The organism is Mycobacterium sp., assembly GCF_049647605.1.
Classification (GTDB): domain Bacteria; phylum Actinomycetota; class Actinomycetes; order Mycobacteriales; family Mycobacteriaceae; genus Mycobacterium.
Window position 1 is genome coordinate 28,636 of sequence record NZ_JBARXZ010000164.1, and the last position, 25,191, is coordinate 53,826.

Here is a 25,191-nt window from a genome sequence, read left to right on the forward strand (position 1 = left end):
ACACGGTGTTCTGGAACCTGTACTGCTCGCGGCCGTAGGTGGCGGCTGCCGCAGGGCGTTGCCGAATCGGGTCGAGAGGAAATCGGCGTCGCGAGTGGGGAATTCGTGCGCCGCGCGGGTGGGGCCGTCCGCGGGATTCGCCAGGATCGATGCGCGGCGCCGCAGTTCACGCCGGACGCCGCGATCACGCAGACGCCGCGGCCACCAGTAGCCTTCCCAGAGCTTGACGAGATTGCTGACCTGCGTGCCGAAGACGACGACAAAAAGGATGTAGGCGGCGGCTGCCAGCCCCCAGTCGGACGAGGGTAGGGACGCCGCGAGTCACGCGTTTGCGCCCATCCGTGCGACGAGACCAGCAGGGCGCCGGCGGCGAGACCGAAGCCGAGGCAGGGGAGCAGCAGCTCCAGCAGGGCTTCCCGGTCCAAAATGCTGGACGTCCTGCCGAACAACGCTGTGAGCACACTGCCACCTCGCCGTCCGGGCGGAGATTTCTCCGCGAGTGCAGATATCCGCGACGAGGCACGCGTCGGTGCCTCAGGGCAGGCGGGTCCAGCGCCGCGTGGCCGGCAGGAATGCTAACAAGACACTGGCCACCGGCAGCGCCGGGATCAGATACACCGGCCACGGGATCTTCGCGCCGGCGATGAACACCGCCCCGAACGTCAGCAGGGCCACCACGGCGCCGGTGGCGATCAGATAGCGGCCGACGGCGCGGCGCAGCAGCATGGTGATCACCCCGGCGACGGTCGAGGCGGCGAACACAAACGTCAGGAAGCCGACGCCGAGGCAGAACAACCGGTCCGTCTGCCACCACCCGGTGATCAGGTTGGTGGCCACCACCGACACGGCCCACCCGCTGAGGATGGCGACCACACAGGCCGCGATGGCACTGTGCGCCGAGGAGCCCGCCGCAGCGGCCGGTGCCGCCGCTATGAGCCCGGTGGGGGCCTCGGCGGGTGGTGCTTCGGGGGGAGTCGCAGGCGCCGCGGGCCGTGGGCTAGTCGGAGGCGGAGGTGGTGCGGCAGGTGCCGGGATGAAACCCGTCGGCGCCTCCGCCGGAGTCGGGATATGGGTGGTGCGGGGATCGTGCTGGATGGGGATCGACCCCGTGGGAGTGCGCCTGATGATGCCGGTGCGGGTGTCCTCGGCGGGCGGAGCCGTCGGCCGAGAGGGTGTTGCAGGTGCGCGCCGGATGATCCGGGTGTGCTCGGATGAGTCTTGCGAGGGGTCCTGACCTGACACCAGGTCAGCCGGAGTAGGCGCCGACGCTGATACCGCGGGTGGCCAGCCACGGCACCGGATCGATCCGGTCGGTGCCGTTGAGCAGAACCTCGAGATGCAGGTGCGGGCCGGTCGAGTTGCCGCGGTTGCCGATGGTGGCGATCTGGTCCCCGGCGAACACCCGCTGACCGACGCTGACATTCCAGCTGTTGATGTGGCCGTACAGGGTGACGGTGCCGTCGAAGTGCCGCAGCTTGACCAGCGCGCCGTAACCCGCGGTGGGGCCGACCTCGACCACCACACCGTCGGAGACGGCATAGATCGGAGTGCCGATGGCGTTGGCGATGTCGACACCACCGTGCAGCGCGCCCCAGCGGTAGCCGTAACCGGAGGTGAAAATGCCCTGAGTGGGTTTGACGAACAGTGGGCGCTGCAGGCGAGCTTCACGCTCGGCGCGCTCCTGGGCGAAGGCGGCACCCTTGGCGAGTTCCTCGGAGTGTGCCGACGTGCGGGCGAGCGGATTGACGCTGACCACCTGCATGCCCTGCGGCGCATTGTTCAGGCCGCCGTTGAGCGCAGATTGGTCTGCGGCCAGCACTGCTTCGGTGGAACTGGTTTCCGACGGGTTCACCGCCGAGTGTGCGGCGGCCGCGGCGGCGCCTGCGGCCATCGCGGCGATCATCACCCGGCCCTTGAGTGCGCTGGCCGCCGGCTTGCGGTGCTGACCGGCGCGCGGGATGACCTCGGTGATGTCGGGGTCGTACACCGAATCGACCTGGTGCGCGAGCTGTGCCAGCTCTACGTCGTCGAGGTCGGTGCGCCGTGCCAGCCGGACCGGCGTGATGTCGTCGATGTCGTGCAGATCGTCGAGTTCGGGTGCGTACAGCACATCGGCCTCGGCACTGAACGGATCGTCGAACGCACTGCTCTTGAAGTCCAAGGCGTCGAGGCTACCGAATTCATTGAAGGGAACGATATCGGTGACCTCGTTGGCGTTCCCGAACTCATCACCGGAACGGCGTGAGAAACGAGAGAACTCGCGGTCGCTTGTCGGCTCTCCGCTGATGGGAGATGCTGCCGAGCGGTGTCGCGCCAACCTGAAACGTCCCTCTAGTCGTGACCAAAGCGTTACCTGGACCAGGAGACGTTAACCAAATTCCAATACAAGTGGCAACCCAACCGCGGAATCCATCTCAGATTGTGAGTTGTATCACCCGGAGCCCATCGGTGACATCTGCCACATGATCGGCATGCGGTGGTAACACGGGCCATTCGGGTGGATAAAGTCGCCCCCGGGCGTGACCTGAGAAACCGACCAGTGTTGTGAAAATACGACGCCGCCACTTCCGGCAGATAGACAGTGAGCCACATGGATCTTTTCGAGTATCAAGCGAAAGAGCTGTTCGCCAAGCACAACGTGCCGACCACCCCCGGACGGGTGACCGACTCCGCCGAGGATGCCAAGGCCATCGCCGAGGAAATCGGCAAACCTGTGATGGTCAAGGCGCAGGTGAAGGTCGGCGGGCGCGGTAAGGCCGGCGGCGTGAAATACGCGGCCACCCCCGAAGACGCGTTCACCCACGCGCAGAACATCCTGGGCCTCGACATCAAGGGCCACGTCGTCAAGAAGCTTCTCGTCGCTGAAGCCAGCGACATCGCCGAGGAGTACTACATCTCCTTCCTGCTCGACCGCTCCAACCGCACCTACCTGGCGATGTGCTCGGTCGAGGGCGGCATGGAGATCGAAGAAGTGGCCGCCACCAAGCCCGAGCGTCTCGCCAAGGTCCCCGTCGACGCCGTCAAGGGTGTCGACCTGGCCTTCGCCCGTGAGATCGCCGAGCAGGGCCATCTGCCCGCCGAGGTGCTCGACGCCGCCGCGGTCACCATCCAGAAGCTGTGGGAGGTGTTCATCGGCGAGGACGCCACCCTGGTGGAGGTCAACCCGCTGGTCCGTACGCCCGATGACCAGATCTTGGCTCTCGACGGCAAGGTCACCCTCGATGCCAACGCCGACTTCCGTCAGCCGGGCCACGAGGAGTTCGAGGACAAGGACGCCACCGATCCTCTGGAGCTCAAAGCCAAGGAGAACGACCTCAACTACGTCAAGCTCGACGGCGAGGTCGGCATCATCGGTAACGGCGCCGGTCTGGTCATGTCCACGCTGGACGTCGTAGCCTACGCCGGTGAGAAGCACGGCGGCGTCAAGCCCGCCAACTTCCTGGACATCGGCGGCGGCGCATCGGCCGAGGTGATGGCCAACGGGCTGGACGTGATCCTGAACGACAGCCAGGTCAAGAGCGTGTTCGTCAACGTCTTCGGCGGCATCACCTCCTGCGACGCAGTGGCCAACGGCATCGTCAAGGCGCTGCAGATCCTCGGCGACGAGGCCAACAAGCCGCTGGTGGTGCGACTCGACGGCAACAACGTCGAAGAAGGCCGTCGCATCCTGGCCGAGGCCAACCATCCACTGGTCGTACAGGCCGAAACCATGGACTCCGGGGCCGACAAGGCCGCCGAGCTGGCCAACAAGTAAGGGAGCCAACACAAATGTCTATCTTCCTGAACAAGGACAGCAAGGTCATCGTCCAGGGCATCACCGGCGGTGAAGGCACCAAGCACACCGCGCTGATGCTCAAGGCCGGCACCCAGGTCGTCGGCGGCGTGAACGCCCGCAAGGCCGGCACCACCGTCTCGCACAAAGACAAGGACGGCAACGACGTCGAACTGCCGGTGTTCGCCAGCGTGGCCGAGGCCATGAAGGAAACCGGCGCCGACGTGTCGATCGCCTTCGTGCCGCCGGCGTTCTCCAAGGACGCCATCATCGAGGCCATCGACGCCGAAATCCCGCTGCTGGTAGTCATCACCGAGGGAATCCCGGTGCAGGACAGCGCGTTTGCGTGGGCCTACAACGTCGAAAAGGGCGAGAAGACCCGCATCATCGGCCCGAACTGCCCCGGCATCATCACCCCCGGTGAATCACTGGTCGGCATCACGCCGAACAACATCACCGGCAAGGGCCCGATCGGTCTGGTCTCCAAGTCCGGCACCCTGACCTACCAGATGATGTACGAGCTGCGCGATCTCGGCTTCTCCACCGCCATCGGCATCGGCGGCGACCCGGTCATCGGCACCACCCACATCGACGCCATCGAGGCGTTCGAGAAGGATCCCGAGACCAAGCTGATCGTGATGATCGGTGAGATCGGTGGCGACGCCGAGGAGAAGGCCGCGGCCTACATCAAGGCCAACGTCACCAAGCCGGTCGTCGGCTACGTCGCGGGCTTCACCGCTCCCGAAGGCAAGACCATGGGCCACGCCGGCGCCATCGTCTCCGACGGTGCGGGCACCGCCGCGGGCAAGCAGGAGGCCCTCGAAGCGGCCGGGGTGGCCGTCGGTAAGACGCCTTCCGAGACCGCTGCCAAGGCGCGCGAGCTGCTCGCGGGCTTGTAACTCCAAGCGCACGAAAGCCCCCTGGGATCACTGCGATTCCAGGGGCTTTTCGCGTTTGGGGATCAGAGGTGCTGGGCCAGGAAGCGTTCGACAGTGTGGTACATGTCGATGCTGTTGTCCGGGTTGACGAATCCGTGGCCCTCGTCTTCTTTCACCAGGTACTCGACCTCGACGCCGCGGGCGCGCAGCGCCGCGACCATGTTGTCGGATTCGGCCTGTACCACCCGAGAGTCGTTGGCGCCCTGGACAACCAACAGCGGCGTGCGGATCTGGTCGACCTTCGTGATGGGGGAGCGGGCCAGCATGTCGGCTTCCTGTGCCGGATCTTCCGGGTCGCCGACGTAGAGATGCCAGTTGGTGGCCAGGAATCGGCGGCCCACATTCGGCAGCGTGCGCATGAAGTTGGGCAGGCTGGAGACCCCGACGTAGTCGATGGCGGCGGCGAAGACGTCCGGGGTGAACGTGACGCCGACGAGTGCGGCGTAACCACCGTAGGAGCCGCCGAAAATGGCCACCCGGCCGCGGTCGGCGTACCCCTGCTCGACGGCCCAGTCTGTCGCGTCGATCAGGTCGTCATGCATCTTGCCGGCGAACTCACCGATCGCCGCCTTCGTGAAGGCCTTGCCGTAGCCGGTGGACCCGCGAAAGTTGACCTGTAGCACCGCATATCCGCGGTTGGCCAGCAACTGAACCTCGGGCTGGTAGCCCCAGCAATCGCGAGCCCACGGCCCACCGTGGACCAGGAGCACCAGCGGCAGGCCGGCCGGCTCCTGTCCGATCGGCAGTGTCAGATAGCCGTGCAGGTCCAGGCCGTCGCGTGACTCGAAGGTCACCGGGGTCATCGAGGCCAGCGTCGCCGGATCCAGATTCGGGTACGGCCGGAACAGTAGCCTGCTGGTACCCGTCGCGTGGTCGTAGAAGTACGTGACGCCGGGTTCGCGGTCGTGGTTGAAGCTGACGACCCAGCGCTGTCCGCTCTCATCGGTGGAGATCGTGGACAGGTCACCATCGGACAGGTTGGTCAGTGCGGCCAGCACGGCCGCGAAATCGGGGGCCAGTGGGTGAATCACCTGTCGCTCACCGTAATAGCGGGCGCCGATCAGTTCGCCGGTCTGCTCGCTGACGATGAACGGAGACGGCAGCATGATCTGCGCGGCCAGGTCGAAGGTGGGATGGCTGTCCACCTCGGTCTCGGTGCCGGTCGCCACATCTAGGCGTACCAGCCGGAGGCGGTCGCTGCCGTCGTAGGAGCCCAGCCAGATTCCGGTGCCGTCGGGGGTGGGGACGACCGGATGGATGCCCAGTGGGTAGTCGCGCCCGTCGTACGCCTTGATGGGGCGTGTCGACTTGGTGGCCGGATCCCATTGGGAGATCTCGACATCCCCGGCGGCCGTCAGCGTATTGGTGAACAAGTGGCCACCCGGACCGGCGATCCAATTGAGGACGTTGCCCGGGTTCTCGGCAAGCAACGTCAGTTCGCCCGAGGCGATGTCGAGTTCGAATGCGTCGAACAGTTCTTCGTTGCGGGCGTTGTGCTGCACGACGGCCTTGCCGGGGCGCGCAGTGAGTAGTTCATAGGATGCGCGGGTGTTGGGGAACGGCGTGAGGTCGACGGCGGTGGCATCCGGGTCGTCGAGGTCGACGCGGTAGACGTGATAGTGCTCGTCGCCGCCACTGTCCTGCATGTAGAGCAGGTGGCGTGAGTCGTGGGTCCAGCTGTAGATGTACACGCTGCGGGTCTCGTCGGCGGTGACACAGTGCGGTTCGGTCTTTCCGTCTACATCTTGAACCCAGATGTTGAGGCGGTTGCGCCACGGGGCCAGGTACGCGATCCGGGTGCCGTCCGCGGAGATGGTGGCGCCCGCCCGCTCGGGCGGATTGAAGAACTCTTCGACAGAAATACGTTGGGGTGCAGTGATGGCGCTGTTGGTGGTGGTGGACACAGGGGCCTTTCGGCATCGGGGGCCGGGTGGGCGGTTGCGCGTTGTCTGGTGTCACTCAGTGACAATTCCACTGTGTCACTGAGTGACAAATGCGTCAAGCGGCGGTGGGCGCCGACTCAGCGGTCGCGGTGCTTCAACACCTGCCGCAGGAGCGGATCGGTGAGGTCATACCAGGTGGAGCGGCGGTCGTTGGCGTTCTTCGCCGACGTCACCCATCGCGATGCGGAGAGCCTGCCCAGCGCTGTTGCCGCCGACTGATTCGAGACCCCGACGGCGGCCGCCAGATCGCTGACGGTGCGGGGCCGATCCGTGCGGGAGAGCTCCACGACCAGGCGCTGCTCGCCGGGCGACAGCTCTCCCAGTTGACGCTGGTAGTTCGGGACCAGGCTGTCCAGTAGTGCGTCGACGGCGGGCGTGACCGCCTCGAGTGTGGCGACGTCGGCGAACTGCGCCAGCTGGTGCCATTGGCGTGGTACGCCGCCAACGATTCTCCGGATGGCATCCAGAGAGCGTGCGCCGGTGGGTGATTCGATATATGCCGCGAGATCGTTGGCGCCACGCCTGCGGGCAGCGGCCGCGACAATGGCCACGGCGTCGGGCAGTTCGAGGTCGGGCAGCGTCTCCACCATGAATGACCCGTACCACGGGAACGACCGCGATGACACTCCCGGGAACAGAGCCGGGCTGCTGGCCAAAAGTGTCACCGACGTTGATGTTTCGACCCAGGCTCGCAGATTGCCCTGACCGTCGGAGCCCAAGCTGTCGAACACCCGGTCCAGGTTCTCGATCGCCAGCAGCACCATGCGATCTGCGGCAACGGCCAGGATGGCTTGCTCGATGCCGATGGCGTCCTTGTCGCGGCGCATCGCCTGGGCGGGCTGCGCGATGCCGATCACCCTGGCGATCTCGACCAGCATGTCCAGGTAAGAGCCGATTGCCAGAGCATCTTCGGGAATGAACACCGGCAGAACATTTTTGGCGGTTTCGGGATCGGCGAGTGCGCGGTTCACCGCGACGTGCAGCGTGTGGGTCTTGCCGCCACCTCTGGGTGCAACGAGCAGGGTGTGCGGTCGGGAGCCGTCCCGGGCGGCGCCGACGATCCGGCGCACCAACTTCGTGAACAGCGCCTCGCGTCCGACCGTGAGGGCGTCGAGTTCCGCAGGGGTCAGCGCCGCGGGTGTGAACACCGGCGTTGTCATCGCCGCATCGCTCGCCAGGCGCGTTGGATCAGCGGGGAGGCAAAGTGATCGGCTCCCCCGTTCGGCAGGCCGTCGCGCACCAGATAGTGGTCGAGTTCCAGGCGTTCGATCAGATAGACCAACTGATGACGATCGCGGATGGGGCTGCCTTCGTTGCTCAGCAGCATCAAGGTGTTGTCGACGGTCAGCGGCGCAACGGCGTGGGCATAGATGTCGAGCACGCCTGCGATGGCGTCGGCGTCCGGCCCGTAGTAGTTGTGCAGCCGGTCCCGGTAATGCCGGAGGTCCCAGGGGTCGTTGAGGTCCTCGACGGCGGCGGTCACCAGGTCGGGGATCTGGTCGGCCGGTGGCAGGCGGCCGTCGCGCAGGTAGTGGTCCTGTAGGGCAAGCACCAGATGCTGGATGTAGTAGGGAACGCCTTCGGCGGATTCGGCGACTGCCGGTGCCACCCGGTGGGCCTCCGGTGGGTAGACGCCGATTCCCAGCAGCAGGCATTCGGCCAGGAAGGCGGCGTGATCCGCTCGGATGGGGCCCACGGTGATCTTCCGGATGTCATTGACGGTGCTGGGCGCGTCGACGGAGACGTGATGGAAGCCGATGGATCCGGAGAGCACCGTGGCAACGCTGCCGCCGTACTCCTGACGGAAGCGGCGCAGGGTGCGCAGGAAGTCGTCGCCGGTTCCGCTCTGCACCCGTTCGAGCCTGCGGGCCAGCACCGTCACCTCGTCGATGAACAAGACGACCTGGCGTCCGTTTGCGCGGTCCACGGCCTGGCGCAGCAACTCGTCCAAGGCGGTGGCGGCGCGGGCTTCCCGTTCGATGGTCATCGGTCCCGCATTGAGCGAGACGCGGAGTTTGGCCAGTTCCTGGCTCCAGCTGGGTTCGAATCGGGCCAGTTCGGCCGCCAGCGCCGACACGAAGTCGGCATAGGTGCCGCGTTCCGCACTGGCCGCACCCACCAATGCGCCGGTGTTGCGCACCTGGTGGGCCACCATGCGGGCCAGGGAGGTCTTGCCGTGGCGACGGTCGCCGATCAGGACGGCGCCGCTGTGCGGTAGCGCCGCCAGCACGGCCGCTGCGTCGCGGTAGCGGCCTACGACGTCGTCGGGTTTGACGATGCCGCCCACCACCAGGGACATGGGACGTACCGGCCAGGCCACATCCCAACCGTACGCCAGATCTGATGTACGTCAATATCGATGTACGTCATGTGCCGTGTACGTCAGCCTGGCAGTTCGGTTGGCCAAACGAGAACGCGTTCTATTAGCCTCTCAAAGTAGTTACCTCAGGAGGCATGCATGCCGGTCGACCCGCGCACCCCCGTCATCGTTGGCGTCGGCCAGTTCACCGAGCGCATCGATGACCCCGGATACCGGGGGATGTCGGCGGTGGACCTGGCAACCGAGGCGGCGCGGGCCGCACTGGCCGACACCGGGGCGTCGGTGAGCGACGTGGCCCGCGCGGTGGACGTGGTCGTGGGGTTACGGCAGTTCGAGATCTCCGGGCCCATGCCCGCCGTGCTGGGCAAATCCAACAACTATCCACGCTCGGTGATGCGCCGCCTGGGTGCCGACCCGGCCCGCGTGGTCCTCGAGCCCGTGGGGGGTCATGGATCGCAGAAGGTGGTCACCGAGTTCGCCTCGGCCATCGCGGCCGGCGAGATCGACGTCGCCATGGTGATCGGCTCCGAACCCGGATCCACCGCACGCTATTTCGCCGGGCGCGACGACAAACCGGACTTCACCGAGCACATCGACGGGCAACTCGAGGACCGCGGCCACCAGATCCACCGCTATATCGACGAATACACCGTGACGCACGGCTTGACCGGGGCGTCGGTGCAGTACGGACTGCTGGACAACGCCCGCCGCGCGCGGCTGGGCCTCGGTGTCGCCGACTACCGGCACCAGATGGCCGAGCTGTTCGCGCCGATGTCGAAAGTGGCTGCCAAGAACCCGTTCTCGTCATCGCCGGTGGAGCGGTCTGTTGCCGAGATCGAGACGGTGACGCCCGAGAATCGGATGGTCTGCGATCCGTACCCGCGACTGCTGGTTGCCCGGGACACCGTGAATCAGGGCGCCGCCACGGTACTGATGTCGGTGGGTGCAGCCCGCAGGCTCGGTGTGCCCGAGGAGAGGTGGGTGTACCTGCACGGGCACGCCGACCTGGTGGAACAGGCGTTGCTGTCGCGGGCCGATCTCGGGGCCAGTCCGGCCGCGGTACTCGCGGCGCAGGAGGGTCTGCGAGTGGCGGGTATCGGCGTCGACGACATCTCCACCTTCGACCTGTACAGCTGCTTCCCGTTCCCGGTGTTCGTGATCTGCGATGCCCTGGGAATCGCCGGCGACGACCCGCGTGGACTGACGCTCACCGGCGGTCTGCCCTACTTCGGCGGCCCGGGTAACAGCTACTCGCTGCACGGCATTGCGGAAACGGTGGCCGAGATGCGCGACAAGCCTGGGCAATTCGGGTTCATCGGCGCCAACGGCGGCATCATGAGCAAGTACTCGGTGGGCATCTACTCCACCTCGCCGGTCGAGTGGCGTACCAGCCGTAGCGACGAACTCAACACGCAGATCACCGAATTGCCCGAGGTGCCGGTGACCAAGGTCGTCGACGGGCTCGGAGTCGTCGAGACCTACTCGGTGCGCTACGACTGGCCGGTGCGGACCGGGATCATCGTCGGCCGGTTGGAGTCCGACGGATCGCGGTTCATGGCCACCACCGAGGATCAGGCGTTGGTGGCGTTGATGAGTGACGGCGACCCGCTGGGTGCGCGTATTGCCGTGCGGTCCACCGGGAATGGCAACCGAGCGGTGTTGAGTGCCGCGACCGCCTAGGGCGGTGGCGGATTGTTGCATTCGGCGACGGGCGAGCATTCGCAAACCCGGCGAGCGCACAGATCTGTACGCACAACCCGGCGTGGCGGCGTACAGACGCGCTCGCTCGGCGAAGGTATCTAGACCAGAGTGCTGAGCTTTCCGGCCAGGCGCTCCACGTAGGCGCCGACTTCGGCTTCGGGCTTGTCGGGCAGGCCGAACAGCACCTCGGTGACGCCGAGCTCGCGCCAGTGCGCCAGCTTCTCGGGTACCGGTTTGAAGTCCAGCGCCACGATCTGCGGGGCCCCGTCGCGATCGGCTGCCGCCCAGGTGTCCTGCAGCAGCTTGACGGGCTCGTCGATGTCGAAGTCGCGGGGCGTGGTGATCCAGCCGTCCGCGCTGCGGGCGATCCACTTGAAGTTCTTCTCGGTGCCCGCCGCGCCGACGAGCACCGGGATGTGTGACTGCACCGGCTTGGGCCAGGCCCAGCTGGGCCCGAACTTCACGAACTCGCCGTCGAATTCGGCTTCCTCCTGCGTCCACAACGCCCGCATCGCTTCGAGGTACTCGCGCAACATGGTCCGTCGCCGGCCCGGCGGTACGTTGTGGTCGGCGAGTTCGTCGGTGTTCCAACCGAATCCGACGCCCAGGCTGACACGCCCACCGGACAGGTGATCGAGGGTGGCGATCGACTTGGCCAGGGTGATCGGGTCGTGCTCGACCGGCAGCGCCACCGCCGTCGACAACCGCACCCGACTGGTAACGGCGCTGGCGGCGCCCAGCGACACCCACGGATCCAGGGTGCGCATATAGCGGTCATCAGGCAGCGACTCGTCGCCGGTGGTGGGGTGGGCGGCTTGCCTCTTGATGGGGATGTGGGTGTGTTCGGGTACGTAGAAGGTGGTGAAGCCGTGGTCATCGGCGAGCTTGGCTGCCGCCGCGGGGGAGATGCCACGATCGCTGGTGAAAAGTACTAGCCCGAAGTCCATACATGGAATTAGAACGTGTTCTAGTCGCGAGGGCAAGGGAGGCACCCGATCCGAGGTGCCGGTCGAACCGGCGGCCCGACAAAGAAAGCATCGCGAGTTAAACCAGTGACCAGCACGGCCGTCGGCGGTGTGATCGGCCCATGACGACTGAACACATCGCCCGGAACGTGTCGTTCGCCTACTGGGTGCCCAATGTCAGCGGCGGCCTGGTGACCAGCGATATCGACCAGCGCACCGACTGGAACTACGAGTACAACAAGAAACTGGCGCAGACCGCGGAGAACAACGGCTTTGAATACGCCCTCAGTCAGGTCCGCTACGAGGCCAGCTACGGCGCCGAATACCAGCACGAGTCCACCAGTTTCTCCCTGGCGCTGCTGTTGGCCACCGAGAAACTCAAGGTCATCGCCGCAGTGCACCCGGGGCTGTGGCAGCCGGCGGTCCTGGCCAAACTCGGCGCGACGGCCGACCAGCTCAGTAACGGCAGGTTTGCCGTCAATGTGGTCTCAGGCTGGTTCAAAGACGAGTTCACCCACCTCGGCGAGCCTTGGCTCGAACACGATGAGAGGTACCGCCGCAGCGCCGAGTTCCTCCAGGTGCTGCGCAAGATCTGGACCGAGGACGACGTCGACTTCCGGGGCGACTTCTACCGGATCCACGACTTCACCCTCAAACCGAAGCCGGTGAACACCGCGGCGCGGCCCAACCCGGAGATCTTCCAGGGCGGCAATTCCACGGCGGCCCGCCGCAACGGTGGCCTGTACTCGGACTGGTACTTCTCCAACGGCAAGGACTTCGACGGCATCACCGAGCAGATCACCGATGTCCGCGACCACGCCCGGACGGTGGGCCGCGAGGTCAAGATCGGCCTCAATGGATTCATCATTGCCCGCGACACCGAAAAAGAGGCGAAGGACGTTCTCCGCGAGATCATCGAAAAGGCAAACCGGCCGGCAGTGGAGGGCTTCGCCGGCGCCGTGCGGCAGGCCGGGGCATCCACCGGAGACAAGGTGGGAATGTGGGCCGATTCCACATTCGAGGATCTGGTCCAGTACAACGACGGTTTCCGCACCCAACTGATCGGCACACCGGAGCAGATCGCCGAGCGGATCGCCGCCTATCGCAAGCGTGGCGTCGACCTCATCCTCGGTGGGTTCCTGCACTTCCAGGAGGAGATCGAGTACTTCGGGGCGCGGGTACTGCCGCTGGTTCGGGAGATCGAAGCCGCAGACAGCGAGGTGAGCGGACCGCCGGCCCTCGTGTCCGTCGGCGCCTGACGCGAGTGCGCAGCTGGGTGCGCTAGCGTGGATGACACGAATCCGCGTCTCGGAATCCGAGGCAGGTGTTCGTCGGCCTAGTCCATGAAGCGGGGACCCACAGGGGGTCCGACGTAAGCGCCACCGCTGTGGCGCCCAACGACACAGGAGAGGTCATGACCTACCCCCCAGGCAACCCACCCGGTAATGCACCCGGCGCCGGCGGTTTCCCGTCCGCGCCGCCGCCCGGTTCCTACGGATCTCCCACCCAGTCGTTCGCTCAGGTGTCCGACCCGGGACCGAGCAGGCTGCCGCAGTATCTGTCGGCCGCGGTGGTGGTGCTGGGGCTGCTTGCCTACCTGTCGAGTTTCGGACCGGTCTTCACCTCCAGCGCCGAGCTGGGCCCGATCAGTATCGAAGCCACCAGCGGCGGCGGGGTGTTCCTCACCCTGGCCACACTGTTGGCGGCGCTGCTGGCGGCTGTCGGCCTGCTGCCCAAAGCCAAGGGGTACCTCGCCGTCGTGGCGATCCTCTCGGTGTTGGGTGTGCTGGTGGTCGTGAGCCAGCTGTTCAACACGTCCAATTACGTGACCACCGGCTGGGCCGCCTGGTTGGTGCTGGCCTTCGCCGTGCTGCAGGCCATTGTCGCCATCGGTGCACTACTGCTGGAGTCCGGCGTGCTCAGCGCACCCGCTCCGCGGCCCAAGTACGACCAGCCGCAGTTCGGTCAGTACGGCCCTCCCGGGGGCTACTACCAGCAGGCTCCGCAGCAGCCGGTCGGCCCGCAAGGCAGCCAAGGCCCGCTGGGACCCCGCCCCGGCTACCCCTCGCAGTACGGGTCCTACCCGACCGGACCCGTGGGTGGCTTCGGCCAGGAGAGCGGCCCGCCGACGCCCCCGACCGGGTTCCCGAGCTTCAGTCCGCCTCCCGCGGTCGGATCATCGGGACAACACTCCGCGCCGACGCCGGGTCAGCAGCCGCAGACCCAGCAGTCGGATCCCTCGTCCGGTTCGACTCAGTCCTGAGTCCGGTACCGCCGCAGCCGGGATACAACGCTGCGGTGGGCTGACGTGAATGCAGGACAACCGCACGGCGGGAGCACGCCAAGCACGTGACCTGATCAGGGTCGCATTCGGTCCGGCGCTGGTCGCACTGGTCATCATCGCGGCGGTGGTGCTCGTCCAGCTCCTGATCGCCAACAGCGATATGACCGGCGCCTTCGGCGCCATCGCCAGTATCTGGCTGGGTGTACACCAGGTGCCGATTCTCATCGGCGGACGAGAACTCGGCGTCCTGCCGTTGCTGCCCGCACTCCTGATGGTCTGGGGGACCGCACGCACCACGGCGCGGGCCACCTCGCCACGCGCCTCGTTTTTTGTCATCCGCTGGGTGATTGCGTCGGCGATCGGCGGTCCGCTGCTGATCGCCGCGCTGGCGCTGGCGGTGGTGCACGACGCCGCCTCGGTGCTGACCCAGCTGCAGACCCCGAGCGCGGGCCATGCCTTCCTGAATGTGCTGGTGGTGCATGCCGTCGGCGCCGTCGTGGGCGTCGGCTCCAAGGCCGGTCGCCGGGTACTGGCGCGGTCACCGCTACCGGACTGGTTGGCCGGATCGGTACGTGCCGCGGCTGCGGGCATACTGACCCTGTTCGGGCTGTCGGCTGCAGCGACCGCCGTGGCGCTGGTGGTCAACTGGGGCACCATGCACGAGCTGTTCGGCATCACCGATTCGATGTTCGGGCAGCTGAGCTTGGCGGTGCTGTCGATCCTGTACGTGCCGAACGTGATTGTCGGGGCCTGCGCCATGGCGGTGGGCTCCAGTGCACATGTCGGATTCGCCACCTTCAGCTCGTTCACCGTGTTCGGCGGGGACATCCCGGCCGTGCCCATCCTGGCCGCGGCGCCGACACCCCCACTGGGGCCGGTGTGGGTGGCGCTGCTGATCATCGGCGCCACCGCGGCGGTGGTGGTCGGTCAGCAGTGCGCGCGCATGCCACTGCCGTTACGGCCCGCAATGACGCGACTGGTGGCGGCCTCCTTGCTGGCGGCCGCAGTCATGGCGCTGCTGGGGGAAGCCGGCGGCGGACGGCTGGGCAACTTCGGCGCCGTCGGTGTGGATCAGACGACGTTCGGGCCTGCGGTTTTCCTGTGGTTCGTGACTGTCGGCGGGGTGACGGTGGTGATGACCGGCGGCGTGCTGCGACCGCCCAAACCGGTCAAGGCTGTTGCCACACCGGTGGACGATCCCGAGCCGGTAGGAGATGTCGTGCCGGAGGGGGGCACCCTGGCCGAACCCAGCGACGAGATCGCGGAGTCGCCGACAGCTCCGCTGATCCTGCCCGAACCCGAACCCGGTTCGGTGCCCGAAACCAAGGTGACCGCCGAACCTGGACTCGGTGAGCCCCGGCAACCCGAGCCCGAACCCGCTTACGAACCCGAACCCGCTTACGAACCCATCGAGGTGGACTACGAAGCACTGGCGGAGCTTCCAGATGCCGAGGATCTCCTGGACGCCGACAACGATGTCTACGGTGGGGACGCGCAGCGCAAACCGACCGACTGAGACCGACTAAGCTCGTCGCGTGCAGCAACCCCTTCACGTGCCACCCAGCGCACCGGCCCGACTGGTCGTGCTGGCTTCTGGAACCGGGTCGCTGCTGGCATCGTTGCTCGACGCAGCCGTCGGCGACTATCCGGCAAGGGTCGTGGCCGTCGGAGTGGACCGTGACTGTCGCGCCGCCGAGATCGCCGCAGCTGCCGGGATCCCCGCCTACCTGGTGCCATTGCGAGACCATCCGGATCGGGCCGCCTGGGATGCGGCGATCACCGCTGCCACCACGGCCCACTCGCCTGACCTGGTGGTGTCGGCCGGATTCATGAAGATCCTGGGACCCCGGTTCCTGGCCCGTTTCCCGGGGCGGGTGGTCAACACCCACCCGGCGCTGCTGCCGTCGTTCCCCGGCGCACACGCCGTGCCCGACGCCCTCGAGTACGGGGTGCGCGTGACCGGGTGCACGGTGCACGTTGTCGACGCGGGCATGGATACCGGCCCGATCCTGGCCCAGGAGGCCGTCACCGTCACCGACGATGACACCGAACAGACCCTGCACGAACGAATCAAGGTCGTCGAACGACGCTTGCTCGTCGATGTGCTGGCCGCGGCAGCTACCCGCGGTATGACCTGGAGTGGCCGCACGGCCACCTTCGGATGAAGGAGATGAACCACCCATGAGCGAGCGTAAGCCGATCCGGCGGGCGTTGATCAGTGTGTACGACAAGACCGGACTGGCTGACCTGGCTCGTGGGCTACACGAGGCGGGCGTCGCCATCGTCTCCACCGGCTCCACAGCAAAGACCATTGCGGCTGCCGGTATCCCCGTCACCCCTGTGGAGGAAGTCACCGGCTTCCCGGAGGTGCTCGACGGCCGCGTCAAGACACTGCACCCGCGGGTGCATGCCGGCTTGCTCGCCGACCTGCGCAAACCCGAACACGTTGCGGCACTGCAGGAACTCGGCGTCGAGGCGTTCGAGCTGGTGGTGGTCAACCTCTACCCGTTCAGTGAGACGGTCTCCTCCGGCGCGAGCGAGGACGAATGTGTCGAGCAGATCGACATCGGCGGACCGTCGATGGTGCGCGCCGCAGCCAAGAACCATCCCAGCGTCGCAGTGGTGGTCAACCCGCTGGGATATGACGGAGTGCTGGCAGCGGTGCGATCCGGCGGCTTTACCTTGGCTGAGCGGAAAACGCTGGCGTCGTTGGCTTTCCGGCACACCGCTGAGTACGACGTCGCGGTGGCCACCTGGATGGGCGATGTGCTGGCGCCCGAAAGCGATGCCGAGCAGGCCGCGCTACCGCAGTGGTACGGCGGCACCTGGCGGCGTAAGTCAGTGCTGCGCTACGGGGAGAACCCGCACCAGCAGGCGGCGCTGTACCTGGACGACGGCGGTTGGCCCGGTCTGGCGCAGGCCGACCAGTTGCACGGTAAAGAGATGTCCTACAACAACTTCACCGATGCCGATGCGGCGTGGCGGGCGGCCTTCGACCACGACGAGATCTGTGTGGCGATCATCAAACATGCCAACCCGTGCGGTATCGCCATCTCCGCAGTGTCGGTGGCCGACGCGCACCGCAAGGCCCACGAATGTGACCCGCTCAGCGCTTTCGGCGGGGTGATCGCGACCAACACCACGGTCAGCGTGGAGATGGCAGAGACCGTGGCCGACATCTTCACCGAGGTCATCATCGCCCCGGCCTTCGAAGAAGGTGCGGTGGAGGTGCTTTCGCGTAAGAAGAACATCCGGGTGCTGGTGGCTTCCGAACCGGGGGCCGGTGGTACCGAGTTCCGGCAGATCAGTGGTGGCCTGTTGGTGCAGCAGCGGGACGCGCTGAACGCCGAAGGGGACAATCCGGCCAACTGGACGCTGGCCACCGGCGACGCCGCCGATGCTGCCACCCTGGCCGATCTGGCGTTCGCGTGGCGGGCCTGCCGGGCCGTCAAGTCCAATGCCATCGTGGTCGCCAAAGACGGCGCCACCGTGGGAGTTGGTATGGGCCAGGTGAATCGCGTGGATGCCGCCCGGCTGGCCGTCGAACGCGGCGGTGAGAAGGTTCAGGGAGCGGTGGCCGCCTCCGACGCGTTCTTCCCCTTCCCGGACGGACTGGAGACGCTGACGGCCGCCGGGGTGCGGGCGATCGTGCACCCGGGCGGTTCGATGCGAGACGACCTCGTGACCGAGGCGGCGGCGAAGGCCGGCATCACGCTGTACCTCACCGGCGCAAGGCATTTCGCCCACTAGGACACTTCGGGTAGCAGCTGCCTGCGCACCGTCTGGAGATGAGTGCGCATGGCGGCCTGGCTACGCACGGGATCGCGGTCGAAGATGGCGTCGGCGATCTCGCGGTGCTCAACCTGGCAGGTGGCGCGATTCTCGATGGTGTGGTGGCGCTTGTCGAGGCCGCTGCCCGCGAGTTGGCGTCGGCCGCTCTCCACCATGTCGTTGAGCGCCGCGACCACGGCATTGTGCGCGGCCAATGCCAGCGCGCGGTGAAATGCCATGTCCCAGAGCTGGAACTCCTCGGGAGTGTGGGCGGCCTCACCGGCTTGCAGACAGCGGCGGATCTCGGTGAAATCGTCGGTGGTGGCCGCCACGGCCACCAATGTCATCAGGTTCGGCTCCCAGGCGGCCCTGGCGGCGATGAGGTCCAGCGGGCTCAGGTTGGCCGGGCCACGGATGGCTCCACCTGGCGGTGCAGCGGAGGATCCGGTGAGGAACGTGCCGCGGCCCACCTCTCTGGTGACCCGGCCCTGGCTTTCCAGGGCGCCGAGCTGCCTACGCACGTCGTAGCGGCTGCGCCCCAACAGGGTGGCCAGCGCGCGTTCGGTCGGCACCTGGCTGCCCGGTGCCAGCTCGCCCGAGGAGATCTGCTCCTGGAGGTACCTTTCGACTGCGGTCGTCATTGCCCCGTCACCACCGTGCGGACAAAACGTAAGTGCTCGGTCATCGCGGTGGCCGCCCGGCGCCGGTCGCGGTCGACGAGCGCGGCGACGATCTCGTGGTGCTCACGCTGGATGATCTCTCGGTTCTCCGGTGTGAACCCGTCTTTCTTGAGCCGGCCCCACACCGGGTTGTTGCGGGTGGAGTTCAGTACGTCGACCATCGCCAGGATCTGACTGTTGTGAGTGGCCCTGGCGAAAGCACGATGCAGCGAGATGTCCCACTGCTCGAAGGATTCGTAATCGGAAGCAGTCTCGCCGCGTTCGAGGCAACGGTGCAGCTCGGCAAAATCCTCTTCGGTGGCCGCCAGCGCCGCCAGCGAGACGACTTCGGGTTCGAACACCATGGATGCGGTCATGATCGCCGCCGGGGTGAACGAGGCGCCGAAACGGTCGGCCGAGGTGCTGGCCGATGTCACGAACGTCCCGCGGCCGACTTCCCTGGTGACGCGGCCTTCAGTCTCGAGCTGCGCCATGATGCGACGCACCTGGGTACGTGAACGTCCGAGTTGCTCGGCGATGTGCCGCTCAGCGGGAACGCGTCCGCCGTCCTGAGATGCAGCCACCAGGACGTACTCATCGATGAGACGTCGCAGATCCCGGTCGCCGACGGGTTGCGCGGATCCTTCGTGCAACGGAGGCCCCCCTGGAGAACAAGATCGATCTGTTCGCGCCTCAATGTAACCAATCGCGACCCATCGGGCGTAGTGACCGAAGTGTGGACCGTGAGCAACCAATCGCAACCAATGTGGACCCGGTAACGCGTGCGTAAAATCTGCTCTGACAGCGCAGTCTCTCTGGTGACTTAAGGAGCAGTCCGTGGGTGCAACCCTGGTCCAGCGGCTGGCCATGGCGGCGCTGGTGGACGTTGTGCCGGTGTCAATGGTCGAAGATGTGTTGCACCGCTGCGAGCGAACCGGGCAGCGGGTCCGCAGCCTGCCCCCGTGGGTCACCTGCTACCACGTTCTGGCCGCCGCGATGGATCCCTCGGCAGGTTATGACGAGGTGACGGCATTGTTGTGGGCGACGCTGCCAGCGGCTACCGGGCGGGGCCTGGCTCGTCAGCTGCCGTCCCGGGGTGCGGTCACTCGCGCGCGGGCCCGCCTCGGCGTTGAGCCCTTCGAAGTGCTGCTCGGTGAGCTGCTCCGCGCGGCTCGCGGCGAGCGCAATACCTCTCGCGTCTACCTGCAGAAACTCCACTATGGAACGGCTTTTGGGTGGCTGGTCCGGGACGCGGGCACCGGCGCGCTGCTTGGCTGTGAACTCGATCCGGGCGCCGCACCCGAACTCGTCGAGTCGGTGGGTGCCACGGCTGTGGTGTTGTGCCCTCCGCACGACGGGTCCAGTGAGGAGTTGCGGCAACGGCTGGCCGCGACAGTGACGGTGGCGGTCGGGGCGATGCCGGTGCGGCACGCTGTGGACTCGGCGCCGCTGCGGGGGCGCTCGGCGGCCGCGGCAAAGCAGGAGATCATGGCTCGGGCGTGCGTGCTGGCGGCCCAGGAAGCGGCGTCGCGCCGTGTCCGGCTGTCCCATGTAACTGGGTAACTAAGTCAACAGCAGCGATCGATGGTCCCACGCGAACATGCGTGATTGGCTTCCGGGCGAGACTGAACCCTTCCAGCCCGATTGGCCGGGATTGGTTGCAGATTGGTTGGCCCTGTGCAGGTGGTCGGCGAGGAGAAGTTTTTCGACCAGTAGACAAGCGTGAAGGAGGGGTCGGTGCAGTTGGTCCAGTACGTCCATCAAGGCACGACGAGGTGCGGCTATCTGGATGATGAGGAGATCGTCGGGCTGGACTGGTCGCTGCGCGACGCCCTCGTCCTGCTGGCGGCCGGCCTGGCCGAGCGCATCACCGATGCCCATGTCGGCAGGCTGTCCAGCAGTGAGATCACTCTGCTGCCGCCGGTGCTGCCGTCGAGCCGGATCTTCTGCATCGGCATCAACTACCTCGATCATCAGCAGGAATCCAAGGACGTCTTCCTGGCCGATGTGCCGGAGGCGCCCGTGGTGTTCCTCAAGGATCTGAGCACCATCACCGGCCCGAATGACGTTCTGCTGCTGCCGCAGTCGCTGTCGACGGAGTTCGACTGGGAAGCAGAGCTCGGCGTCGTGATCGGCGCGCCGGCTCGAACAATCTCCCGGAAGGAGGCCTGGGACGTGGTGGCCGGCTACACCGTCGTCAACGACATCTCGGTACGTGACCGCCAGGTGCGGCACGTCCAGTGGACTCTCGGTAAGAATGCACCGGCCTCGACTCCCATCGGACCCGGCATCGTCGATCGCGACACCATCGGCGTCGACCCCGATATCGAGCTCACCTGCCGGGTCAACGGTGTGGTGAAGCAGCACGCGTTCACGCGCGATCTGATCTTCGACATCCCGCAGTTGATCGAGGAGATCTCGGCGGTCACCCCGCTGCTGCCGGGCGACATCATTGTCAGCGGCACGCCCGCGGGTGTCGGTTTCAAACGGACACCGCCGCAGTTCCTGACCGACGGCGACGTCGTCGAGGTCGAGATCGCCGGCGTGGGGCTACTGTCCAACACGATCAAGACAGAAGTATGAAACTGACTGTGGTGGATGAACTTTCGGTATCGCACACGCGGATCTGCGGCACCGGCGCTGTCCGCTACGCCGTCTGAACTTCGAAAACCACCAGCAAGTAGAGGAAGTCATTGTGATCAGCTACCAGGATGCCCCGCTGCCCAAGTTCGGGAACTACTCCACCCTGGGAATCGGGACGCCCGGTGAAATCGTGGTGGTCGCCGGACAGATGGGTGCCGACAGCGCCGGCGCCTTCACCACCTCCGACGGTGCCGAGCAGGTCGAGATCGCGTTCGACAATCTGGGTGTGGCGCTGGCCGCCGCCGGTCTGGGCTTCGAGCATGTCATCGGATTCCGGACGTATGTTGTTGGCCGTGAGATGATCCCGGAGTTCATGAAGGGGCGTATCGACAAGTTCGCCGAAATCTACCCGTCCGGTGTGTACCCACCGAACACCCTGCTGATCATCGGCGGTCTGGTGGAGGAAGAGGCGCTGGTGGAGATCGAGGCACTGGCGGTCCGGCCGTGAGTCTGCCTGCAATGACGGACCGGCAGCGCTGCAGCCGCCAACCGACTTGCGGCCGTCTTGCGGCCGTGCCCGCGTAGCGGACTTCGGTTCGGCTCGTGTGGCGCCCGGGTGCAACGACGCCCATGTGCCCGGATCATGGCGACACGCCGTCGTCGACGACATCCGAACATCGGAGAAAACCGGGGCCGACGCGGAGTGACCGTCCGTGACGCAGCACTGGACCGCTAAGGTTGAGTCGTGTTGATCGCGGCCCGCGTGGCACTCCTGCTGACAGCGTGCGCACTCACCGTGTCGTGCACCCGGTACGTCGAGGCGGAGCCGGTGGCCTCCGCCGAGTTGATCGCCGGGCAGTCCGACGTGGCCGCCGGCGCCGACGCCTCCAACTGCACGCCGGTGGGTGCACCACTGGTCGAGATCGAACCCGTCGACGACGACGAGCCGGTGCTTCGGATCCCGCAGCCCGACGGGTGGGATCGGTTCACCGAGATGGACAGCGACCTGTTTCGCTTCACGATGACAAACATCGACCTGGCCAGCGAAGAATTTGCCCCCACCGTGGTGGTCACCCTGGAGAGCAAGGCCGGGATGGAGGACCCGACAGTGGTCTTCGAGGCGCAGCGAGAGTCGCTCGAGATGGGCTTCGGCGCCACCGATCTGACCGTCACCCAGCAATTGCAGTGCGGGCTGCCGGCCGAGTTGATCCGGTACACCACTCCGCAGATGGGCAACCTGGGCCCGTTGCCGGCGCAGGTTCTGATCGCGGTCATGCACGCCTCGGGTCGCACCTACGCCGTGACGGTCACCAGCCAGACCGATGATCCTCTCGACGCCCAGTATCAAAGTGACACCGAGCAGATCCTCGGTGGATTCCAGATGCTGGCCCCCGCCGGGGGCTGACAGTCCGGGACAACTCAGGGGGACCGGTCACGCGTCGGTGCGGCCGTCGCCATAGAGATACGGGTAGTGCGAACCGGGGCCCAGATTCAGCCGGAGCTCTTCCGGCGGAGTGCTGGTGCGCCACGCGCCAGGAAGATTGCATTCGATCTCGTAGCCGAACACAACAGGCCCGTCGGGGCGCAGTGACCCGAGCAATTCGATCCGGACACCGTCCTCGCGGAATTGTGAAGCGTTGCGATGATCGGGTGCGGGAGGCGCATACCTCGCCGAGTCGTAGATGAAGCCGGCGGCTTCGAATGTCACTGTCAGTTCGGCCACCAGCTGTTGCCACTGTGCATCGGTGAAACCGCCTCCGATACTGACGAATTCGCCGGAGCGGTAGCGACGGCCGATGCTGTGGGTGAACGGATCGACACATTTCTCCAGCCGACCCGGCGGTGGCTGTGCCGGATCGTCACGCGGTGTCGCGGGCAGCATCACCGCCGGAGCGACGCGGGTGATCGCCTGTTGCACCCGGGCCTGGATGTCCCGCAGGTGCGCCTGCACCGTCTCCATGTCGGGGCGGGCGTTGACGATCTCCTGCAGCCGGTTGAGCTCGGACTCGTCCGGCCGGGCGGCAGGGTCGACATCGCGGGCGTCGAGACAACCGGCAGCGCCGAGTGTGACCCCGAGAACAACAGCCAGGGTCACGGTCCGTTGCAGCATGGCAGCAAGTCCTCTCATGAGTGGTAGTTCGGATTGCGGATGGGCCCGTACGGCCCGTCGATGGTCTGCGGCTCGGGCGGACCGCCGATGACCGCTGCGGGCACACCGCCCACCACGGCGGCCATGTTGTGCCCCGGGGTGCGTAATTCGCCGTTGCTGCCGAACCGCGGGTACTCGGAATGGCCGGTGGCACCTTCGTGCCAGATCTGGCGGGACACACCGGTTTCCGGGTCGACAGCCACTTCGAAAGCGCCCTCGGTGGACAGCGGTACCAGCCCCGGCACGTCCTGCAGTTGACCACCGAACCGACCCAGGGCGGCGATCTCGATGGCAACCACGTCGTCTTCGGCGACCATGAAGTACCCGTGTCCCGGTGCCACCCCCAATTCGGCGGCGTTGTCCAGGAAACCGCCCGGGGAGCCGTACAACACCACGTCGTCGACACCCGCCTGGCCGTGCTGCAGAGCCAGGCTGGTGGTCAGCGAACCATAGGAATGGCCGAGGGCCGTCAGGTGCTGATCGCCGACATTGGTGGTGGCGTTCAAGCCACGATAGAGCTGGTTGAGATCCAGTGCACCCGCCGTGGCGAGGTCGTCATCGGCGACGTCGAGATTCAATCCCGGAGTCTCATAACCGATCCAGGCAATGCTGGCGACCTCCTGCCCGCCGTTGAGGTCCATGGCCTGTCCGCGTAACGCGGCCGCCTCCTCGGTCATCCCCACGATGGATCCCCGCACCGTCGAGTTCATCCCCGGTGCGGTGACGCTGACGTGCTCGGCGTTGTCCACATCGCCCACATACGTCGCCGCCAGCACCCGTTTGTCGTTGGAGGTGAGATCCAGCAGCAACAGACCGGTATCCGGGCTGGTGCTCAGCGCCGCCTGGACAGCCCGCAGATCCTCGAGCCGCCCGCGTGCCCGTTGCACCTGCAGGGCGGTCTGCGCGTCGGGAAGGCCGCTGGGCGCGAACTTTCGCGCCGCCGCCAGGGCTTCTTGCTTGGCGATCTCACTCTCGAGCCGGCCGATGTTGATGTCGGAGCGCACCGCGGCGGGGATCCCGTCGACATTGCCCAGCAGCGAACCGAACTTGTCCACCGCGGTGGCCTGCTGCTGCGGACTCATCGAATCCCACCACTGGTTCACCACTGTCGGGTCGCCGGAAGCAGGCGGAAACGGCACCGAAACCGGGCCCCCGTCGAGCTGGTCGGTGACCTGCTCGGGGGACACGGTGCCGGTGGCGGCGCGGATGGCGGCGGCCAGGTCGTCATCGGCCAGCTCGGCGTCGTCGATCAGCTGATCCACCATCCGCTGCAGATCGTCGACCAGCAGCTGGATGACTCGGGCGTTCGGTCGCGACGCCACATCGGGGGGCGGCGCAACGGCATTGGTGGTGTTGTCGATGGTGATGCCGAACTGCAGCTCGGAACGGATCTGCGCCAGGCGAGACTTGACCGTCTGCACTTTGCCGACCGCCGACTCTGCCGCGGCGGCAACGGCTTCGCAAGCATCGGCGTGTGCGGACAGGTCCAGCACGATCCGGTGTGCAGAGTCCCTGGCGGCATCGGCGGCATCACCGTCCCAGTCGGCGAATGTGGTCAGCCGGCCGATCTGGGCACCGGAGCGCCGGGTTTCGGTGGCGCGCCGCATCGCCTCGCCGAAGACCTGATCGATGGCGCCGGGGTCCCAGCGATCGATGTCATCCAGGCTGAGACGACTCACCGGCTGTGCTGCTGGGCCTGTTCGTATACCGCACGTAACCTCGCCGCGTGCCGCTGCTCCAGGTAGCTGAACAGCTGCGCTGCGACCCCGATATCGCCGGCATGCCGTCGGATCCGGGTGCCCTGCCGGGAAGAGGCGCGCTCCCAACTGCTGGTCAGCTCCGTCAACGCGGCCGCCGACGAGCCGATCCAACCGGAGTGGGCGCACTGGAGCGCACTGACGACCCTGCCGTGCTGTGCCGTCAACGTCGACTGCTCGTCGCTGACACCAGCACTGGCCGGGTGCAGCCCCGGAATGTCCACCCGCAGGTTCTTCGGCACGGCGTCCCCCCTCCAGCAAACCCTTGCCGGGATTCTAATGCAGCCCCGACCCCGCATTCCCGGTTCAGCCCGACGCGTATCGGTGCCGATTTGTTGCAGGGAGCCCT

The 25,191-nt window shown here is 66.5% G+C and carries 23 protein-coding genes; 12 read left to right on the forward strand and 11 right to left on the reverse strand.

The genetic code is table 11. From position 1 onward, the window contains the following. Positions 1-534 precede the first annotated feature (534 nt). Positions 535-1,242: a hypothetical protein gene (locus tag WBB07_RS21440; protein WP_526310383.1), complete on the reverse strand. Its 708-nt coding sequence runs from the start codon at positions 1,240-1,242 to the stop codon at positions 535-537. A 4-nt stretch (positions 1,243-1,246) separates the two neighbouring features. After that, positions 1,247-2,317 carry a M23 family metallopeptidase gene (locus tag WBB07_RS21445; protein ID WP_526310384.1) on the reverse strand — a complete coding sequence of 357 codons (1,071 nt, stop codon included), beginning with the start codon at positions 2,315-2,317 and terminating at the stop codon, positions 1,247-1,249. A gap of 273 nt (positions 2,318-2,590) precedes the next feature. Between WBB07_RS21445 and sucC the strand changes: the two genes are divergently transcribed. Together sucC and sucD are read left to right on the forward strand one after the other, a co-directional pair. Then, positions 2,591-3,754: an ADP-forming succinate--CoA ligase subunit beta gene (gene sucC, locus WBB07_RS21450; protein WP_526310385.1), complete on the forward strand. Its 1,164-nt coding sequence runs from the start codon at positions 2,591-2,593 to the stop codon at positions 3,752-3,754. Positions 3,755-3,768: 14 nt separating this feature from the next. Further along, the gene (gene sucD, locus WBB07_RS21455) at positions 3,769-4,671 is read left to right on the forward strand and encodes a succinate--CoA ligase subunit alpha (protein ID WP_526310386.1); all 903 of its coding nucleotides are present in this window, start codon (positions 3,769-3,771) and stop codon (positions 4,669-4,671) included. Between the two features lie 62 nt (positions 4,672-4,733). Here sucD and WBB07_RS21460 read toward each other — a convergent pair whose 3' ends face one another. From WBB07_RS21460 to WBB07_RS21470, 3 genes are all read right to left on the reverse strand, one after another. Next, entirely contained in the window at positions 4,734-6,590 is a 1,857-nt protein-coding gene (locus WBB07_RS21460; protein ID WP_526310412.1) for a S9 family peptidase, read from the reverse strand. 140 nt (positions 6,591-6,730) lie between these two features. Beyond that, entirely contained in the window at positions 6,731-7,813 is a 1,083-nt protein-coding gene (locus WBB07_RS21465; RefSeq protein ID WP_526310387.1) for a MarR family transcriptional regulator, read from the reverse strand. Next, complete coding sequence (locus WBB07_RS21470) at positions 7,810-8,973, reverse strand: AAA family ATPase (RefSeq protein WP_526310388.1); 1,164 nt, start codon at positions 8,971-8,973, stop codon at positions 7,810-7,812. Before WBB07_RS21470 ends, WBB07_RS21465 begins: the two co-directional genes overlap by 4 nt. A 138-nt stretch (positions 8,974-9,111) precedes the next feature. On the opposite strand from WBB07_RS21470, the gene WBB07_RS21475 reads away from it, so the two are divergent. Beyond that, positions 9,112-10,653 carry an acetyl-CoA acetyltransferase gene (locus WBB07_RS21475; RefSeq protein WP_526310389.1) on the forward strand — a complete coding sequence of 514 codons (1,542 nt, stop codon included), beginning with the start codon at positions 9,112-9,114 and terminating at the stop codon, positions 10,651-10,653. A gap of 119 nt (positions 10,654-10,772) precedes the next feature. On the opposite strand, the gene WBB07_RS21480 is transcribed toward WBB07_RS21475, so the two are convergent. After that, positions 10,773-11,621, reverse strand: coding sequence for an LLM class F420-dependent oxidoreductase (locus WBB07_RS21480; protein WP_526310390.1), 849 nt, complete (start codon positions 11,619-11,621; stop codon positions 10,773-10,775). A gap of 140 nt (positions 11,622-11,761) precedes the next feature. Between WBB07_RS21480 and sfnG the strand changes: the two genes are divergently transcribed. From sfnG to purH, 5 genes are all read left to right on the forward strand, one after another. Continuing rightward, positions 11,762-12,898: a dimethylsulfone monooxygenase SfnG gene (gene sfnG / locus WBB07_RS21485; protein WP_526310391.1), complete on the forward strand. Its 1,137-nt coding sequence runs from the start codon at positions 11,762-11,764 to the stop codon at positions 12,896-12,898. Positions 12,899-13,053: 155 nt separating this feature from the next. Continuing rightward, a complete protein-coding gene (locus WBB07_RS21490; protein ID WP_526310392.1) occupies positions 13,054-13,902 on the forward strand; it encodes a DUF5336 domain-containing protein in 849 nt (282 codons plus the stop codon). A 49-nt stretch (positions 13,903-13,951) separates the two neighbouring features. Further along, entirely contained in the window at positions 13,952-15,439 is a 1,488-nt protein-coding gene (locus WBB07_RS21495; protein ID WP_526310393.1) for a cell division protein PerM, read from the forward strand. 19 nt (positions 15,440-15,458) lie between these two features. Then, on the forward strand, positions 15,459-16,088 hold the full coding sequence (gene purN, locus WBB07_RS21500) for a phosphoribosylglycinamide formyltransferase (RefSeq protein ID WP_526310394.1): 630 nt from the start codon (positions 15,459-15,461) through the stop codon (positions 16,086-16,088). A 16-nt stretch (positions 16,089-16,104) separates the two neighbouring features. Continuing rightward, positions 16,105-17,673, forward strand: a complete 1,569-nt coding sequence (gene purH, locus WBB07_RS21505; protein WP_526310395.1) for a bifunctional phosphoribosylaminoimidazolecarboxamide formyltransferase/IMP cyclohydrolase — start codon at positions 16,105-16,107, stop codon at positions 17,671-17,673. Here purH and WBB07_RS21510 read toward each other — a convergent pair. Together WBB07_RS21510 and WBB07_RS21515 are read right to left on the reverse strand one after the other, a co-directional pair. Continuing rightward, entirely contained in the window at positions 17,670-18,335 is a 666-nt protein-coding gene (locus WBB07_RS21510; RefSeq protein ID WP_526310396.1) for a FadR/GntR family transcriptional regulator, read from the reverse strand. The two genes, purH and WBB07_RS21510, sit on opposite strands and share 4 nt — an antisense overlap. Beyond that, entirely contained in the window at positions 18,332-19,006 is a 675-nt protein-coding gene (locus WBB07_RS21515) for a FadR/GntR family transcriptional regulator (RefSeq protein WP_526310397.1), read from the reverse strand. The genes WBB07_RS21510 and WBB07_RS21515 overlap by 4 nt, the downstream gene beginning before the upstream one ends. A gap of 184 nt (positions 19,007-19,190) precedes the next feature. On the opposite strand from WBB07_RS21515, the gene WBB07_RS21520 reads away from it, so the two are divergent. From WBB07_RS21520 to WBB07_RS21535, 4 genes are all read left to right on the forward strand, one after another. Further along, positions 19,191-19,916, forward strand: coding sequence for a transposase domain-containing protein (locus tag WBB07_RS21520; protein ID WP_526310398.1), 726 nt, complete (start codon positions 19,191-19,193; stop codon positions 19,914-19,916). Positions 19,917-20,090: 174 nt separating this feature from the next. After that, on the forward strand, positions 20,091-20,936 hold the full coding sequence (locus WBB07_RS21525; protein ID WP_526310399.1) for a fumarylacetoacetate hydrolase family protein: 846 nt from the start codon (positions 20,091-20,093) through the stop codon (positions 20,934-20,936). A 112-nt stretch (positions 20,937-21,048) separates the two neighbouring features. Further along, complete coding sequence (locus tag WBB07_RS21530) at positions 21,049-21,444, forward strand: RidA family protein (protein ID WP_526310400.1); 396 nt, start codon at positions 21,049-21,051, stop codon at positions 21,442-21,444. 237 nt (positions 21,445-21,681) lie between these two features. Next, complete coding sequence (locus tag WBB07_RS21535; protein ID WP_526310401.1) at positions 21,682-22,341, forward strand: LpqN/LpqT family lipoprotein; 660 nt, start codon at positions 21,682-21,684, stop codon at positions 22,339-22,341. A 27-nt stretch (positions 22,342-22,368) separates the two neighbouring features. Here WBB07_RS21535 and WBB07_RS21540 read toward each other — a convergent pair whose 3' ends face one another. The 3 genes from WBB07_RS21540 to WBB07_RS21550 are packed head-to-tail and all read right to left on the reverse strand — an operon-like array spanning position 22,369 to position 25,084. After that, on the reverse strand, positions 22,369-23,046 hold the full coding sequence (locus WBB07_RS21540; protein WP_526310402.1) for an LppA family lipoprotein: 678 nt from the start codon (positions 23,044-23,046) through the stop codon (positions 22,369-22,371). 14 nt (positions 23,047-23,060) lie between these two features. Next, positions 23,061-24,764, reverse strand: coding sequence for an alpha/beta hydrolase (locus WBB07_RS21545; RefSeq protein WP_526310403.1), 1,704 nt, complete (start codon positions 24,762-24,764; stop codon positions 23,061-23,063). Next, positions 24,761-25,084, reverse strand: a complete 324-nt coding sequence (locus tag WBB07_RS21550) for a hypothetical protein (protein WP_526310404.1) — start codon at positions 25,082-25,084, stop codon at positions 24,761-24,763. The genes WBB07_RS21545 and WBB07_RS21550 overlap by 4 nt, the downstream gene beginning before the upstream one ends. Positions 25,085-25,191: the final 107 nt, after the last annotated feature.